A 12,902-nucleotide genomic window follows, 5' to 3' on the forward strand; every position below is an offset into this window, starting at 1 on the left:
GGGGCGGACGAAGCGGTGACGAAGTGGTGAAGAAGTCGTACTGATGGGCGTGAGATCGCGTCGTCACGCCCCCTTCGGACCGTGCCCTCGCCCCCTCAGCCCCTGGACGTCCTCAGCCCGTCAGCCCGTCGGTTTGCCGTGCAGCCGCACCGTGGCGAGGATCTTCATGATCGTCGAGTCCGGGATCTCCTCCTTGACGCCCCGGGCGCCGTACAGGCTCCAGGACACGAAATCGCCCTCGGAGTTCTTGAAGCCGAACGTGATCGCCTTGCCGTCCGAGGCGCACTTGCCCCGCTGCGGGGTGTCCGTCGACTTGCCCCACGCGATGCTGCCCTTGATCCCGGACTTGGTGGTGTAGGGCTTCGCCTTCTCGTCGTACGTCATGGTCTTCTTGTCCGGCTGCGTGTAGCCGCCGTAGATCCACCAGCCGACGGTGTTGACCGCCACCTCGTCGGTGTTCTTGCCACCGCGCCCGCCCTTGGTGCCCGCGGCGGCCAGCTCGGTGTCCTCGGAGCGGCCGTCCTTGTCCTCGTCGGAGGTGCACCACTTGGGCTTGAGGACGGCGGGCGAGCCCATCGTCGCCACCGGCTCGCCCGTCTTGTGGTCCTCCATGTTGATGGCCCGGCCCGGGCCCGCCACCTGCCAGTCGGGCGGTACGTCGAAGGCGGTGCCCCACTTGGGGTTCACGACGACGTTCCAGCCCGGAACGGTCGCCTTCGGCCCGCCGTCGTCCGTGCCCCGGTCGCTGTCGTCGCCGTCCGACGGCGAGGACGGCTTGTCGGACGCCTGCTCCGAGGAGTCGGACTTGGCCTTGTCGGACTTGTCGTCCTTGTCGTTGCCGTCGCCGACTATGAGGAAGCCGGTGACGCCCGCGGCCACGACCACGGCGGCCGCGGCGACGATCGCGATGACCTTGGTCCTGTTCCCGCCACCGCCGCCACCGCTCCCGCCCGGCGGCTGCGGCGCGCCCGGGTGGGTCGGGGCGCCGGCCCAGGGCCCCTGCGGCCCCGCGGGGGGTTGCTGGTAGGCGCCGTGCTGCGGGTGACCAGGCTGCTGGGGCTGCTGATATCCCGGCTGCTGATAGGGGTTCGGCTGCTGGTACCCGGGCTGCTGGTAAGGATTCTGGTCCTGCGAGCTCATGGCGGATCACGATACGGGTGCGGGGTGGCGGCGGCCGCGAGCGCCCTCGCTGTTGCCGAGAGTGCCCCGGATGCTGGGGGATTGGGTGCGGTGGCGGACGGCGGTCCGGTACGGGGAGGGGTGCCGGGGGCTGGGGCTGCGGCCCGTGAAGCCCTGGCCAAGGGAGGCTACTCGTGGGTAACATCCCTGGCATGAGCACAGACCAGATGTCGATCGGCGAGATGCTCGCCGCCACCGTGCCGATGGCCAAGACCCTGAACCTCAAGTTCGGCGAGACCACGCCCGAGCGGGCCGTGGTCGTCCTTCCGGACCAGAGCGAGTACCACAACCACGTGGGCGGACCGCACGCCGGAGCGATGTTCACGCTGGGCGAGTCCGCGAGCGGCGCCATCGTCCTTGCCGCCTTCGGGGCGCACCTGTCGCGGGCCGTGCCGCTCGCGGTGCGCGCCGACATCGCGTACAAGAAGCTGGCGATGGGGGAGGTCACGGCCACCGCGACGCTCGGCCGTCCGGTCGCCGACGTGGTCGCCGAGCTGGACGCGGGGCAGCGCCCCGAGTTTCCGGTCGGCATCGCCATCACGCGCGCGGACGGCGCCGTGACGGGCGAGATGACCGTGGTGTGGACGCTGCGCCCCAACGACCCGAAGTAGTCCGGGCGGACGGCTCGGTGGCCGTCCCGTCGAGTGACTGAGTATCCGTACTCAGGTGCGGGCGGGGCCCGGCGCCGAGCATGGGCGGCATGAGCCTGCCGAGCGCGCCGCCCGCCTTCGACGCCTCCGACGACACCGGTGCCGACGGACGCGCCGACATCATGGCCGCCGTCGGCCTCTTCCTGGTCGAAGGGGCCGTCCTCGTCGTGGTGTTCGGGGCGTGGCTCCTGTCGGGGGTCTCCTTCTTCCCCGCGGGCGGCGCCGAAGTCGAGCCCGACTCCCTCGGCGGCTACCTCGTCGCCGCCGGGGCGGTCGGGCTCTTCGCCGTCCTGGCCGCTGCCCTCGCCTTCCGGAGGCGGGCCGCGGCGACCGCGTGGAGTCAGGGGTTCATGGCGGCGCTGGTCGCGGCGGCGGTGTGGTGCGGCCCGGCGTATCCGGACCGGGCCCAGGAGCGGGAACGCGAGCGGAATCAGCCCGCGCCCGCGTCCACTTGGAGCGGGCAGGTGGGGTGCCGCAGCGGGGGCGACAGTGACGAGTGCGCCGGTTCGGGGCGATGAAGGGTCCCTGAATCCGGCGGGTTTGAGCCTCGCGGGTTCCTGAACCCCGCGCGTGCGGGACCCCTCCCGGGCGTCCGCGCAGAGAACGGTCCCATGACCACATCGGAAACTTCGGCCCGCCGCCGGGCGGTCCGGCTGTCCTCGGCGCGGGGCGCGGTGGCGGCCGTCGGCGCCTTCCTGACCCTGGCCGCCGCCGTGACCGGATGCGGCTCCGACTCGGGCGACGACGAGGGGGCGTCCGCGCCGTCCTCGCCCTCGCGTCCCGCGAAATCGTCACCCGCCTCGCCGACGCCCACGAAGCCCGCCAAGTCGCCGTCGCCGTCACCGACCGCGGTGCGGCCGAAGAAGCCGCTGAAGCCGTCGACGCGGGCCGAACTGCGGGCATGCGCGGACGGAAGCTGCACGGTCGTGGTGAAGAGGGGCGCCGAGATTCCGGGCGTCGAGAGCCTTCGGGCCGGACCGTTCACGGTGAGCGCCGTCGGTCCCGAAGGGGTGGACCTGACCTCGGTCGACGCGAGCGGATTCACGTCCAGCCTGCTCGGGCAGCGCCCCGACCAGGGCGGGCCCTCCACCGTCAACGAACTGTCGATCGCCGTCCTCGCCATCGTGGGCGACACCGCGAAGCTGCGGCTCTTCCCGGCCAAGTAGGGCGCGTGCCGTTTCGACGGCCGCTCCCGCCCGTGGCATTGACACGAGTCATCACCGGTCGTAGCTTGTGCGCCGCACCGGCGGAATCCGACGGTGCGTCAGACGACAGAAGCGGCGCCCGTGTCCGCCACCGCGCTGCCCGCGCCGCTGCCTCTCGCGGCCGCGTTCGACCCCGAACCGGTGCGCCGCTACGGGCGGGGGGATGCCGCGGATCGCGCCGCGGACGCTGGCGCCGCGGGGCGTGCGGCGGGGCGGCTGGGTACTCGGTACCGGGCGTCGTGAGATGCGTGTGGGCGTCTGCGCCCAGGAGTTGGTCCTTTCCGGTGTCATCGACGTGAAGGTGGTGCGGGTGTGAGGAGTGGTCGGCGTGCGGGGCGTTTCGTGGTGGCCGTCGGGGTGCTGATCGTGGCCGGGGCGGTGGGGCTCGCGCCGGAGGCGGCGCGGGCGGGGCAGGCGGACTCGGGCGTGCGGGCCGGGCAGGTGGAATCGGCCGCGTGGCGCGGGCAGTCGGGGGCGGCGGGGGCTGCCCTGCGGGCCGGGTCCGGGGGCAGGGCCGACGGCGGTCCCGCCGTGGTGCGGACCGACGCGGGCTGGGTGCGCGGACGGGTCACGGACGAGGGGCGGCGGTTCCTGGGGATTCCGTACGCGCGACAGCCCGTCGGTGCGCTGCGCTGGCGGGAGCCGCGCCCGGTCGTCCCCTGGCGCGGGGTGCGCGCGGCCACGGGGTTCGGCAACCGTTGTGTGCAGACGGCGAGTTGGGATCCGGGGTACGAGAAGCCCAGCCACACGGAGGACTGCCTCGCCCTCAACGTGTACGCGCCCGCGGGGGACCGGGGCACCAAGGCCGCGCGGACCCCGGTGGACGTGCGGCGGCCCGTCCTCGTCTGGCTGCACGGCGGCGGGCTCACCGCGGGCGCGGGCGAGGACGTCGTGCCGGAGCGCTTCGCCCGCGCCACCGGCACCGTCGTCGTCACCGTCAACTACCGCCTGGGCGCCCTGGGCTTCCTCGGCTCGCCCGCGCTCGACGACGAGGCGTCCGACGGAGTGTCCGGCAACTACGGACTGCTCGACCAGCAGGCCGCGCTGCGCTGGGTGCGTACCAACGTCGGCCGGTTCGGAGGCGACCCGCGCCGCGTGACCGTCGCGGGCGAGTCCGCGGGCGGCCGCTCCGTCTGCACCCACCTCGCCTCGCCGACCGGCCGCGGCCTGTTCCGCGCGGCCGTCATCCAGAGCGGCGCGTACGACGACTGCGCGGGCCGCACACGGCGGCAGGCGGCCGGGGACGGCGCCGCGTTCGCGCGGAAGGCGGGCTGCCCGGACCCGGCGACCGCCCTCGCGTGTCTGCGGCGCAAGCCCGCGAAGGACCTGCTCGCGGCGCAGGCGGAGTTCGACTGGGGGCCGGTCGTCGGCGGGCGCCTCCTGCCCGTACAGCCTGCGGAGGCCTTCGAGCGGGGCAGCGCGGCGAAGGTGCCGGTCCTGAACGGCGCCAACACCGACGAGGGCACGCTGTTCGCGTTCGCGCAGTTCGACGGGCAGGGCGAACCGCTCGCCGCCAAGCGCTACCCGGCGGTCCTGGACGAGACCTACGGGCCCGCGCTCGCGGAACGGGTGGCGCGCCGCTACCCGCTCGCGCGGTACTCCTCGCCCTCGCACGCCTTCGCCGCGACCATCGGCGACCAGCTGTTCGCCTGCCCGGCCCTGCGGCTCGACCGCTCCCTGGCAGGGCGCGGCCCCGTCTACGCCTACGAGTTCGCGGACCGCACCTCGCCGCCCTTCGCCAGCCTGCGCGACCGCGGCACGGACTTCGCCTTCGGTGCGACGCACGTAAACGAAGTGCAATATCTGTTCCAACACTTCGGCCTGCGCTCGCCCCTGAACACCGAACAGCGCGCCCTCGCCCGGCAGATGACCGCGTACTGGGGCTCCTTCATCCACTCCGGGGTGCCCCGCGCGAAGGGCGCCCCGCCGGCTCCCGACCAGCGCACTCACCCCGGCGCCACCCTCTCGCTGCGCACCGGATCAGCGGGCGGCACCATGATCGACAAGGGTGTGCACCGGGCCCACCACTGCGCTCTGTGGGACCCGGCCGCACCCCGCTGAGCAGGTAGGCTTCCACGTCGTGCGTGATCGACAAGGACGCGCACGCCGGGGGAGTCACCAGCACAGCGGAAGGAACCGGGGTTGCACGTCCAGGAGTGGCTGGAGAACGTACCGGCCGTCAGCGTCTACCTGCTCGTGGGCCTCGTGATCGGCCTGGAGTCGCTGGGCATCCCGCTGCCCGGCGAGATCGTCCTCGTCTCCGCCGCGCTGCTCTCGTCGCAGCACGGCGACGTGAACCCGGTGATCCTCGGCGCCTGCGCCGTCGCGGGCGCGGTGATCGGCGACTCCATCGGCTACGCGATCGGACGCAAGGGCGGCCGACCGCTCCTCGCCTGGCTGGGGCGGAAGTTCCCCAAGCACTTCAGCGAGGCGAACGTCGGCAGCGCCGAGCGGTCGTTCCAGAAGTGGGGCATGTGGGCGGTCTTCTTCGGCCGGTTCGTGGCGCTCCTGCGGATCTTCGCCGGGCCGCTCGCCGGTGTGCTGCGGATGCCGTACTGGAAGTTCGCCATCGCCAACGTTCTCGGCGGCATCGTGTGGGCGGGCGGCACCACGGCCGTCATCTACTACATCGGCGTGGTCGCGGAGGACTGGCTCAAGCGCTTCTCGTACGTCGGCCTCGGCATCGCCGTCCTCATCGGCATCGGCTCGATGCTGCTCGTGAAGCGGCGGGCGAAGAAGGCGGCGGAGGAGCACGCGGCGGCTTCGGCCGGGGCGGAGGTGCCCGCGCAGGCGGGGGCCGACGCGGCCACCGGGACGGACGGCGGGACCGAGGGCGCCGCCGCCACCGAGGGCGAGACGGCGCTCGCGGCCGCCCGGGGTGCCACCGGTAGCTGAGCCGCGCCGGGGCCACCACGGACCGGCCCCGCACACCCCTGTCGTACCCGCTCGCGCGTCGCGCGCGAGCGGGTACGCGCATGTGCGCCCTGCGTTCCGCTTGCCGTGGCTCCCGCCCGTGCGTCCGCACGCCCCTGACTGTTCCGGTCCGCCCAAGTCCCCTTCCGCGGGGCGCGACCTGCGCTCCTCCCGGATCCGGGGGGGTCTGCCCCCGTGCGCTTCCGGGGGCAGGCTCCGTTGAGCGCGGGGCGCCGGGCCCCTAGCGTCGGTCGGCATGACTTGTGTAGAGCACACCGAGAAGAGAACGTCCGCACGGGCCTTACCCGGGCGCCGTCGAGCCGGGCGGGCGACCGCGGTCGCCGTGGTGACGGCGGCGTTGACGCTGCTCGTCCCCGTGGCAGACGCGGCGGCCCGCCCCGGCGCGCAGTCCCGTCCGGCGGCCCCGACTCCCGCCCCGCCGCCCGACTGTGACGCGGCGCGCGGCGCGGTCAAGGCCTCCCTCGCTCCCCTCGTCGACCGCCACGGCATCCCCGGCGCCGCCGCCGAAGTGGTCGACCGGCGCTGCGGGCGCTGGTCCGTCGCACGGGGCGTCGCCGACCTGGACAGCGGCCGCCCGATGGACGCGAGGGACCGGCTGCGGATCGGCAGCGTCAGCAAGACGTTCACCGTCACCGTCGTCGTACAACTCGCCGCGGAAGGCCGGATCGGCCTCGACGCGCCCGTCGAGCGCTATCTGCCGGGCCTGATCCGGGGCAACGGCCATGACGGCCGCAAGATCACCGTGCGTCAGCTCCTCCGGCACACGAGTGGACTGCCCGACTACGTCGAAGCCCTCGCCGAGCGGCCCGTGGCGGAGTGGCGCTTCCGCCACTTCGAGCCCCGCGAACAGATCGCCACCGCCCTGAAGATGCCGCGCCCGGCCAAGAAGTGGCACTACGCGACGACCAACACCGTCGTCGCCGGGCTCATCGTCGAGAAGGTCACCGGGCACCGCGTCGAGGCGGAGGTGGATCGCCGCGTCATCCGGAAGCTCGGCCTGCGGGACACCTACTGGCCGGGCGACGACACGCGCATCCGGGGCGCGCACTCGCGGAGCTACATGCCTGGCCCGGAGGGCGGGCCGGACGGCAGGGTGTCCTTCCGGCCCGGTGGCGAGGCGTCCTCCCGGGGCGGCGGCAAGGCGTCCTCCCGCGTCGACGGCACCGAGTGGAACATGACCTTCGGCGGCGCAGGCGGCGCCCTGGTCTCGACGCCCGCCGACGTGAACCGCTTCTTCGGCGCGCTGTCCGGCGGGAAGCTGCTGCCCGCGCGCTGGCTCGCCGAGATGAAGCGCACGGTCCCCGCCGACCCGGACCGGCTCTGGCCCGGCGCCCGGTACGGCCTCGGCCTGATCTCCTCGCCGCTGGCGTGCGGCGGCCGCTGGTGGGGGCACGCCGGCACGGCCCCCGGCGGGCACCGCGCCGTCGGAGCGGTCGGCCCCGGCGGCCGCACCGTCGCCCTCGCCCTCAACCAGCTGCCCGCCACCGACCACGCCGAACAGGACTTCCGGGCCGTCGTCGACAGCGCCCTGTGTCCGCCCGACCGCACCTCGCGTCTCAAGGAGAACCCGTGACAGCCACCAGCGCCGCCGCGCGCCGCACCTCGGTGGGCCTCGCCCTCGCCGCCTGCTTCACCGCCACGCCTGCCCTCGCCTCGGCGGCCCCGGCCCCCGCGCCCGAACGCGGCACGGGCGCCACCGCTCCCGCCGCTGTTCACGCCGCCGCTCCCGCCGCCGGTCTCGGCCGTTTCCACGACCAGCGCCTCGACTGGCGCTCCTGCGTCCTCGGTCCGGGCGACGAGACGGGCCACGCCCTGGCGAAGGCGGGCGCCCGCTGCGCGGACGTCACCGTACCCCTTGACTACTCCGACCCCGGCGGCCGCACCATCACCGTCGCCATATCGCGGATCAAGGCCACCGACACCCGCCACCGCGTCGGCCCGCTGCTCCTCAACGGCGGTGGCCCCGGCGGCACTTCGCTCGGTGACGCCCCGGACATCCACAAGGCGATGAAGGATGTCGCCGCGCGCTACGACATCATCGGCGTCGACCCGCGCTTCGTCGGCCGCAGCACCCCGCTGGACTGCGCGTGGCCCGTCTCCAGCGCCATCTTCTCCGCCGGGGTCGGCCGCGCGGGCTTCGACCGGCAGGTCGCCCTGCACAAGGACCTGGCCGCCAAGTGCCGCACCACCAACAAGTCCGTGCTGCCGTTCGTCACCACCCGCGACACCGCCCGCGACATGGACGTCATCCGTGGCGCGCTCGGTGAGCGGAAGATCTCCTACCTGGGCTACTCGTACGGCACCTACCTCGGCACCGTCTACACCCAGATGTTCCCCGGCCGCTACGACCGCGTCGTCCTCGACGGCGCGCTCGACCCGCGCCGCTACACCCCCCGGCTGCTGCGCGGCACCGAGGCCGAGAACGACCAGGCGCTCTCCGACTGGGCGCGCTGGGCGGCGCGGCGGCACGACACGTACGGCCTCGGCCGCACCCGCGCCCAGGTGCTCGCCGCCGTCGACCGCACCATCGCGGCGTCCGCGCGCGGGCTCACCGTCGGCACCGCCCCCGACGCCTTCCGGCTCGACGACTCGACGGTGCCGACCCTGCTCGCCATGGGCATCGCCGACGACACCGACGATGCCCGCGCGACCCTCGGCGAGCAGGTGTCCGTGCTCGTGCGGGCGGCCGAGGGGCGACCGACGCGGCTCTCACCGGAGTTCGCCGAGGCCCTGCGGGGCTACATCACCGGCAAGGAGTCGCACTACGGCAGCGTGCAGACGGCCATCCTGTGCGGCGATGCGGCGGCCCCGCGCGACCCGGAGCGCTACTGGCGCGACATCCAGCGCAGCCGCGCCACGCACCCGGTCATGGGACCGCTGGCCAACAACATCAACCCGTGCGCCTTCTGGGACCGGCCCCGCGAGGAGCCGACCCAGGTCCGGCGCGACGCCCCGGCGCTGCTCGTGGGCGCGACCGGTGACCCGCGCAGCGACTACCAGGGCACCGTGGCGCTGCACGGCATGCTGCCCAGCTCGAAGCTGATCACCCTGAAGGGCGCCAACCGGCACGGGATCTACGGCTATTACGGCAACGCCTGCGTGGACGCGCGGGTCAACGCCTACCTGGACAGCGGAAAGTTGCCGGGCAAGGACCTGACCTGCGTGAAGGAGGACGGCTGACACAGGCCCGCCGCCCGCTCGGACCGCTCTCGGCCCGGGCGGGCGGCTCGGTCTGTGTCCGGTCCGACGGCGCGGCGCCGCTAGCCCTCCTCGCCCCGGCCCTCCCGGGACGCGTGCGCCTCGCGGTGGGCCTTGGCCAGCTCCACGTACAGCGTGCCGTTGAGGGAGATGCCCGCGCGCTCCTCCTCGGTCAGCTCGCGCTTGACCTTCGCGGGGACGCCCGCGACCAGCGAGCCGGGCGGCACCCGCATCCCCTGCGGCACCAGCGCCTGCGCGGCGACGAGGGAACCGGCGCCGATCACCGCGCCGTTGAGGACCGTGGCGCCCATGCCGATGAGGCAGTCGTCCTCGACGGTGCAGCCGTGCAGGACCGCGTTGTGGCCGACCGAGACGCGCTCGCCGATGGACATCGGGAAGCCCGGGTCGACGTGCAGGGTGCAGTTGTCCTGAATGTTGCTGTCGGCCCCGATCGCGATGGGCCCGCAGTCGGCGCGCAGCACCGCGCCGTACCAGGTGCTCGCGCCCGCGCTCAGCGTCACCTCGCCGATCACCACCGACGTGGGCGCCGTGAAGGCCTCCTGGTCGACCTTCGGCTCCTTGCCGGCCAAGCCCATGACGAGTGCCTGCTGGCTCATCGGCTCGCTCCCTCTTCCCGCGGCGCCGTAGCGTCATCGCGTCGTCGTGCCCGTGTCGCGCCTGAGCGAACCGTACGGGACGGCCGGGCGCCCGCGGCCGCGTGGGGTGAAGATCACAGGTCGTCGGCGTGCTCGGCGCGCGCCCGGCTGAGTAACGTGTGCGGGTGCCCAGGAACAAGAACGTGTTCTCATCGCTGGCCGCCTGGCGGCGCGGCGTGGCGCAGCGCGCCGTCCACGCCGGGTGGGACTGGGTGCAGCGCACCGGCGCCGTCACCGCGCGGCGGCCCGGACGGCTGCGGTTCGGCGCGATCGGCGAGGGCACGCGCCTCGCGTTCCCGCAGGGCACGGTCTTCGGGGCGCCCTGGATCCGGCTCGGCGCGCACTGCGTCGTCGGTGAACAGGTCACGCTGACCGCCGGGTTGATGCCCGACCTCGACCTCGGCCCGGACCCGATCCTGCGCATCGGCGACGGGGTGGTGCTCGGCCGCGGCAGTCACGTCATCGCGGACACGACGGTGACCATCGGCGACGACTGCTACTTCGGTCCGTATGTGTACGTGACCTCGACGAACCACTCGTACGACGACCCGCACACACCGATCGGCAAGCAGTGGCCGCGGATGGAGCCGGTCGAGATCGGGCCCGGCTGCTGGGTCGGCACCGGCGCGGTGATCCTGCCCGGCGCCCGGATCGGCCGCAACGTGGTGGTGGCCGCCGGGGCGGTGGTGCGGGGCGAGGTGCCCGACCACGCGGTGGTGGCCGGGGCGCCCGCCCGGGTCGTGCGGACGTGGTGCGCCGAGCGGGGCTGGGAGCCGCCGCTGCGTACGCCCGCGCCGGTGCCGATCCCCGAGGGTGTCACGCCGGAACAACTCCTCGCGCTGGGCGAGTTGACCGACCTGGAGGCGGCGCGACTGGCCGAGGTCGAGGGGAACGTCTGAGGGGTCCCGGTGGCGCCCTGAAGGGGCGCGCCGCTGTGGTTCAGCCCGTCGCCAGCAGCACCGTGCCCACCAGCGCGAGGCCCGCTCCCGCGGCCTGCACCCCGCGCAGCCGCTCCTTGAGGAGGCCGCGCGCCGCGAGCGCCGTCACGATCGGGTAGAGCGAGGCGAGCACGGCGGCGACGGTGACGGGGCCGCGCTGGGCCGCCATGGCGTACGTCCCGTTGGCGGCGACGTCCGCCAGGCCCACGAAGGCGAGCGCGGGCAGCGCGGACCAGATCACGCCCATGCCGTGGCCCTCGGGGAGCGCCGCGCCGCCCCGCCGCACGGAGACGTACAGCGCCGTGCCGCCCGCGAGCACATTGGTGACGCGCTGCACGAACAGCGCCAGGAACAGGCCGGTGACGCTGCTCGACGCCTCCGCGATGAGAGCCATGACCGCGCCGAAGCCGAAGGCGGCGAGCAGGGTCAGGAGCACCGCCTGCCGCTGCACCGGGGCGCCACGCAGCTCGGGCCCGCCCGCGAGGACGATGCCGACGACGGCCACCGCGATGCCCGCGAACTGCCCGAGACCAGGGCGCTCGCCCAGCATAAGACCGACGCCCACCGGCACGGCCACGCCGAGCGAGCCGAGCGGGGAGACGACGCCCATGGGGCCGAGCGCGAGGGCCTTGTAGAAGGCGAGCATCGCGACCGGGCCGACGAGGCCCGCGCCGACCGCGAACCACAGCTGCGGGCCCCACTCGCTCCAGGCGCCGGTGGAGACCACGACCGCGCCGAGGACGACGACCGCGACGCACTGGGAGGCGACCACCACCGTGAGCGCGGGGATCCGTCGGGTCAGCAGTCCGCCGCCGAAGTCGGCGAGGCCCCAGAGCAGGCTGGTGGCCAGGGCGAACAGTGCTGTCAGTCCCGTCATGGGATGCCTCGCAGTACAGTGTGGTGAACCTTCGGGAACCCTCAGGTGCACCACACCGTAGTTCAGTACAGTGAACTCTGTCATCCAAAATATTGGACGGAATGTGTCGGACCTCGACCAGCTGACTCAGTCGCTCGCGCGTAACCTCAAGCGCTGGCGCACCGAACGGAACTTCACGCTCGACGCGCTCGCGGCCCGCGCGGGCGTCAGCCGCGGCATGATCATCCAGATCGAGCAGGCCCGTACGAACCCCTCCGTGGGCATCACGGTCAAGCTCGCGGACGCGCTCGGCGTCAGCATCACCACCCTGCTCGACTACGAACAGGGCCCGCACGTGCGCCTCGTCCCGCCCGAGCAGGCCGTGCGGATGTGGTCCACGGAAGCGGGCAGCAGTACGACGCTCCTGGTCGGCACCGAGTCGCGGGGTCCCTTCGAGCTGTGGACGTGGCACCTGACGCCGGGCGAGGGCAGCGACTCCGACGCGCACCCGCCCGGGACGATGGAGCTGCTGCACGTCAGGTCCGGCGAACTGACGCTGGTCGTGGACGGCGACGAGCACCTGGTGGCGGCCGGATCGGCGGCGTCGTTCGAGGCCAATGTGGCGCACGGCTACCACAACAAGGGTGCGGAGCCGGTCGAGATGACGATGGCGGTGTCGGTCCCGCCCGCCCACGCGGGGGCGTACTGAGTTACGGTGCCGCCATGCGCGCTCCTCTCGGTGACTTCGACGTAGTCCGCTCCGCCCCCGAAGCCCTCGACCTCCTGGTCGCCCCCGTCGCCGCCGCCGTCCGCGGCTGGAGCGGGGCCGTGCCCGCCGACGAGTTGATCCATGTCGACACCGAGCCGGAGTGGGCCGACACAGCCACGTTCGTGGAGCACTACGGACCCGAGCTGTTCTCCCAGTCCGCGAACTGCGTCATCGTCGCCGGGAAGCGCGGGGGCGAGACGACGCTCGCCGCGTGCCTGGTCCTCTCGGCCGCGCGCGTCGACGTCAACGGCGTCGTACGCCGCCAACTCGGTGCCCGCAAGGCCTCGTTCGCGCCCATGGACACCGCCGTCGGCGAGACCGGCATGGAGTACGGCGGCATCACCCCCATCGGCCTGCCCGACACCTGGCCGCTCCTTGTCGACGCCGCGGTGGCGGACCTGCCGTACGTCCTCGTCGGCAGCGGCAGCCGGCGCGGCAAGCTGATCGTGCCGGGCAAGGCGTTCGCGGGGCTGCCGAACGCGACGGTGATCGAGGGGCTCGGCGTCTGACGGGACGC

General features: G+C 73.7%; 13 protein-coding genes. 10 read left to right on the top strand and 3 right to left on the bottom strand.

The genetic code is table 11. The features are described 5' to 3' along the window. Positions 1 to 120: 120 nt before the first annotated feature. Complete coding sequence (locus OO63_RS19390) at positions 121 to 1,140, bottom strand: DUF8017 domain-containing protein (protein ID WP_030358639.1); 1,020 nt, start codon at positions 1,138 to 1,140, stop codon at positions 121 to 123. Between the two features lie 191 nt (positions 1,141 to 1,331). Between OO63_RS19390 and OO63_RS19395 the strand changes: the two genes are divergently transcribed. The 7 genes from OO63_RS19395 to OO63_RS19425 all read left to right on the top strand — a co-directional run bounded on the left by OO63_RS19395 (position 1,332) and on the right by OO63_RS19425 (position 9,148). Further along, a complete protein-coding gene (locus OO63_RS19395; protein WP_199819490.1) occupies positions 1,332 to 1,790 on the top strand; it encodes a DUF4442 domain-containing protein in 459 nt (152 codons plus the stop codon). A gap of 89 nt (positions 1,791 to 1,879) precedes the next feature. Next, entirely contained in the window at positions 1,880 to 2,347 is a 468-nt protein-coding gene (locus OO63_RS19400; protein ID WP_157854016.1) for a DUF6234 family protein, read from the top strand. A 93-nt stretch (positions 2,348 to 2,440) separates the two neighbouring features. Next, positions 2,441 to 2,995: a hypothetical protein gene (locus OO63_RS19405; protein ID WP_030358642.1), complete on the top strand. Its 555-nt coding sequence runs from the start codon at positions 2,441 to 2,443 to the stop codon at positions 2,993 to 2,995. A gap of 351 nt (positions 2,996 to 3,346) precedes the next feature. Continuing rightward, entirely contained in the window at positions 3,347 to 5,095 is a 1,749-nt protein-coding gene (locus tag OO63_RS19410) for a carboxylesterase/lipase family protein (protein WP_234311177.1), read from the top strand. A gap of 81 nt (positions 5,096 to 5,176) precedes the next feature. Beyond that, the gene (locus OO63_RS19415; protein WP_078619229.1) at positions 5,177 to 5,929 is read left to right on the top strand and encodes a DedA family protein; all 753 of its coding nucleotides are present in this window, start codon (positions 5,177 to 5,179) and stop codon (positions 5,927 to 5,929) included. A gap of 274 nt (positions 5,930 to 6,203) precedes the next feature. Further along, positions 6,204 to 7,541 carry a serine hydrolase domain-containing protein gene (locus OO63_RS19420; protein WP_063750426.1) on the top strand — a complete coding sequence of 446 codons (1,338 nt, stop codon included), beginning with the start codon at positions 6,204 to 6,206 and terminating at the stop codon, positions 7,539 to 7,541. Continuing rightward, positions 7,538 to 9,148: an alpha/beta hydrolase gene (locus OO63_RS19425; RefSeq protein ID WP_030358646.1), complete on the top strand. Its 1,611-nt coding sequence runs from the start codon at positions 7,538 to 7,540 to the stop codon at positions 9,146 to 9,148. Before OO63_RS19420 ends, OO63_RS19425 begins: the two co-directional genes overlap by 4 nt. Positions 9,149 to 9,228: 80 nt before the next feature. Here the strand turns inward: OO63_RS19425 and OO63_RS19430 are convergent, their stop codons facing one another. Beyond that, a complete protein-coding gene (locus OO63_RS19430; RefSeq protein WP_030358647.1) occupies positions 9,229 to 9,783 on the bottom strand; it encodes a gamma carbonic anhydrase family protein in 555 nt (184 codons plus the stop codon). 164 nt (positions 9,784 to 9,947) lie between these two features. Between OO63_RS19430 and OO63_RS19435 the strand changes: the two genes are divergently transcribed. Next, the gene (locus tag OO63_RS19435) at positions 9,948 to 10,721 is read left to right on the top strand and encodes an acyltransferase (protein WP_030358648.1); all 774 of its coding nucleotides are present in this window, start codon (positions 9,948 to 9,950) and stop codon (positions 10,719 to 10,721) included. A 40-nt stretch (positions 10,722 to 10,761) separates the two neighbouring features. Here the strand turns inward: OO63_RS19435 and OO63_RS19440 are convergent, their stop codons facing one another. Continuing rightward, positions 10,762 to 11,628 (bottom strand): DMT family transporter, encoded by an 867-nt coding sequence (locus tag OO63_RS19440; protein WP_030358649.1) that lies wholly within the window; start codon positions 11,626 to 11,628, stop codon positions 10,762 to 10,764. Positions 11,629 to 11,740: 112 nt separating this feature from the next. On the opposite strand from OO63_RS19440, the gene OO63_RS19445 reads away from it, so the two are divergent. Both OO63_RS19445 and OO63_RS19450 read left to right on the top strand, forming a co-directional pair. Beyond that, positions 11,741 to 12,325 carry a helix-turn-helix domain-containing protein gene (locus tag OO63_RS19445; RefSeq protein ID WP_030358650.1) on the top strand — a complete coding sequence of 195 codons (585 nt, stop codon included), beginning with the start codon at positions 11,741 to 11,743 and terminating at the stop codon, positions 12,323 to 12,325. A 14-nt stretch (positions 12,326 to 12,339) separates the two neighbouring features. Further along, positions 12,340 to 12,894 carry a YbaK/EbsC family protein gene (locus OO63_RS19450; RefSeq protein ID WP_030358651.1) on the top strand — a complete coding sequence of 185 codons (555 nt, stop codon included), beginning with the start codon at positions 12,340 to 12,342 and terminating at the stop codon, positions 12,892 to 12,894. Positions 12,895 to 12,902: the final 8 nt, after the last annotated feature.

This window comes from Streptomyces alboflavus, from assembly GCF_000716675.1.
GTDB lineage: Bacteria > Actinomycetota > Actinomycetes > Streptomycetales > Streptomycetaceae > Streptomyces > Streptomyces alboflavus.

Excerpts from the sequence above, each read along its gene's own strand:
- OO63_RS19390 (WP_030358639.1), bottom strand. The coding sequence starts at position 1,140 with ATGAGCTCGCAGGACCAGAATCCTTACCAGCAGCCCGGGTACCAGCAG.
- OO63_RS19395 (WP_199819490.1), top strand. The coding sequence starts at position 1,332 with ATGAGCACAGACCAGATGTCGATCGGCGAGATGCTCGCCGCCACCGTG.
- OO63_RS19400 (WP_157854016.1), top strand. The coding sequence starts at position 1,880 with ATGAGCCTGCCGAGCGCGCCGCCCGCCTTCGACGCCTCCGACGACACC.
- OO63_RS19405 (WP_030358642.1), top strand. The coding sequence starts at position 2,441 with ATGACCACATCGGAAACTTCGGCCCGCCGCCGGGCGGTCCGGCTGTCC.
- OO63_RS19420 (WP_063750426.1), top strand. The coding sequence starts at position 6,204 with ATGACTTGTGTAGAGCACACCGAGAAGAGAACGTCCGCACGGGCCTTA.
- OO63_RS19430 (WP_030358647.1), bottom strand. The coding sequence starts at position 9,783 with ATGAGCCAGCAGGCACTCGTCATGGGCTTGGCCGGCAAGGAGCCGAAG.
- OO63_RS19450 (WP_030358651.1), top strand. The coding sequence starts at position 12,340 with ATGCGCGCTCCTCTCGGTGACTTCGACGTAGTCCGCTCCGCCCCCGAA.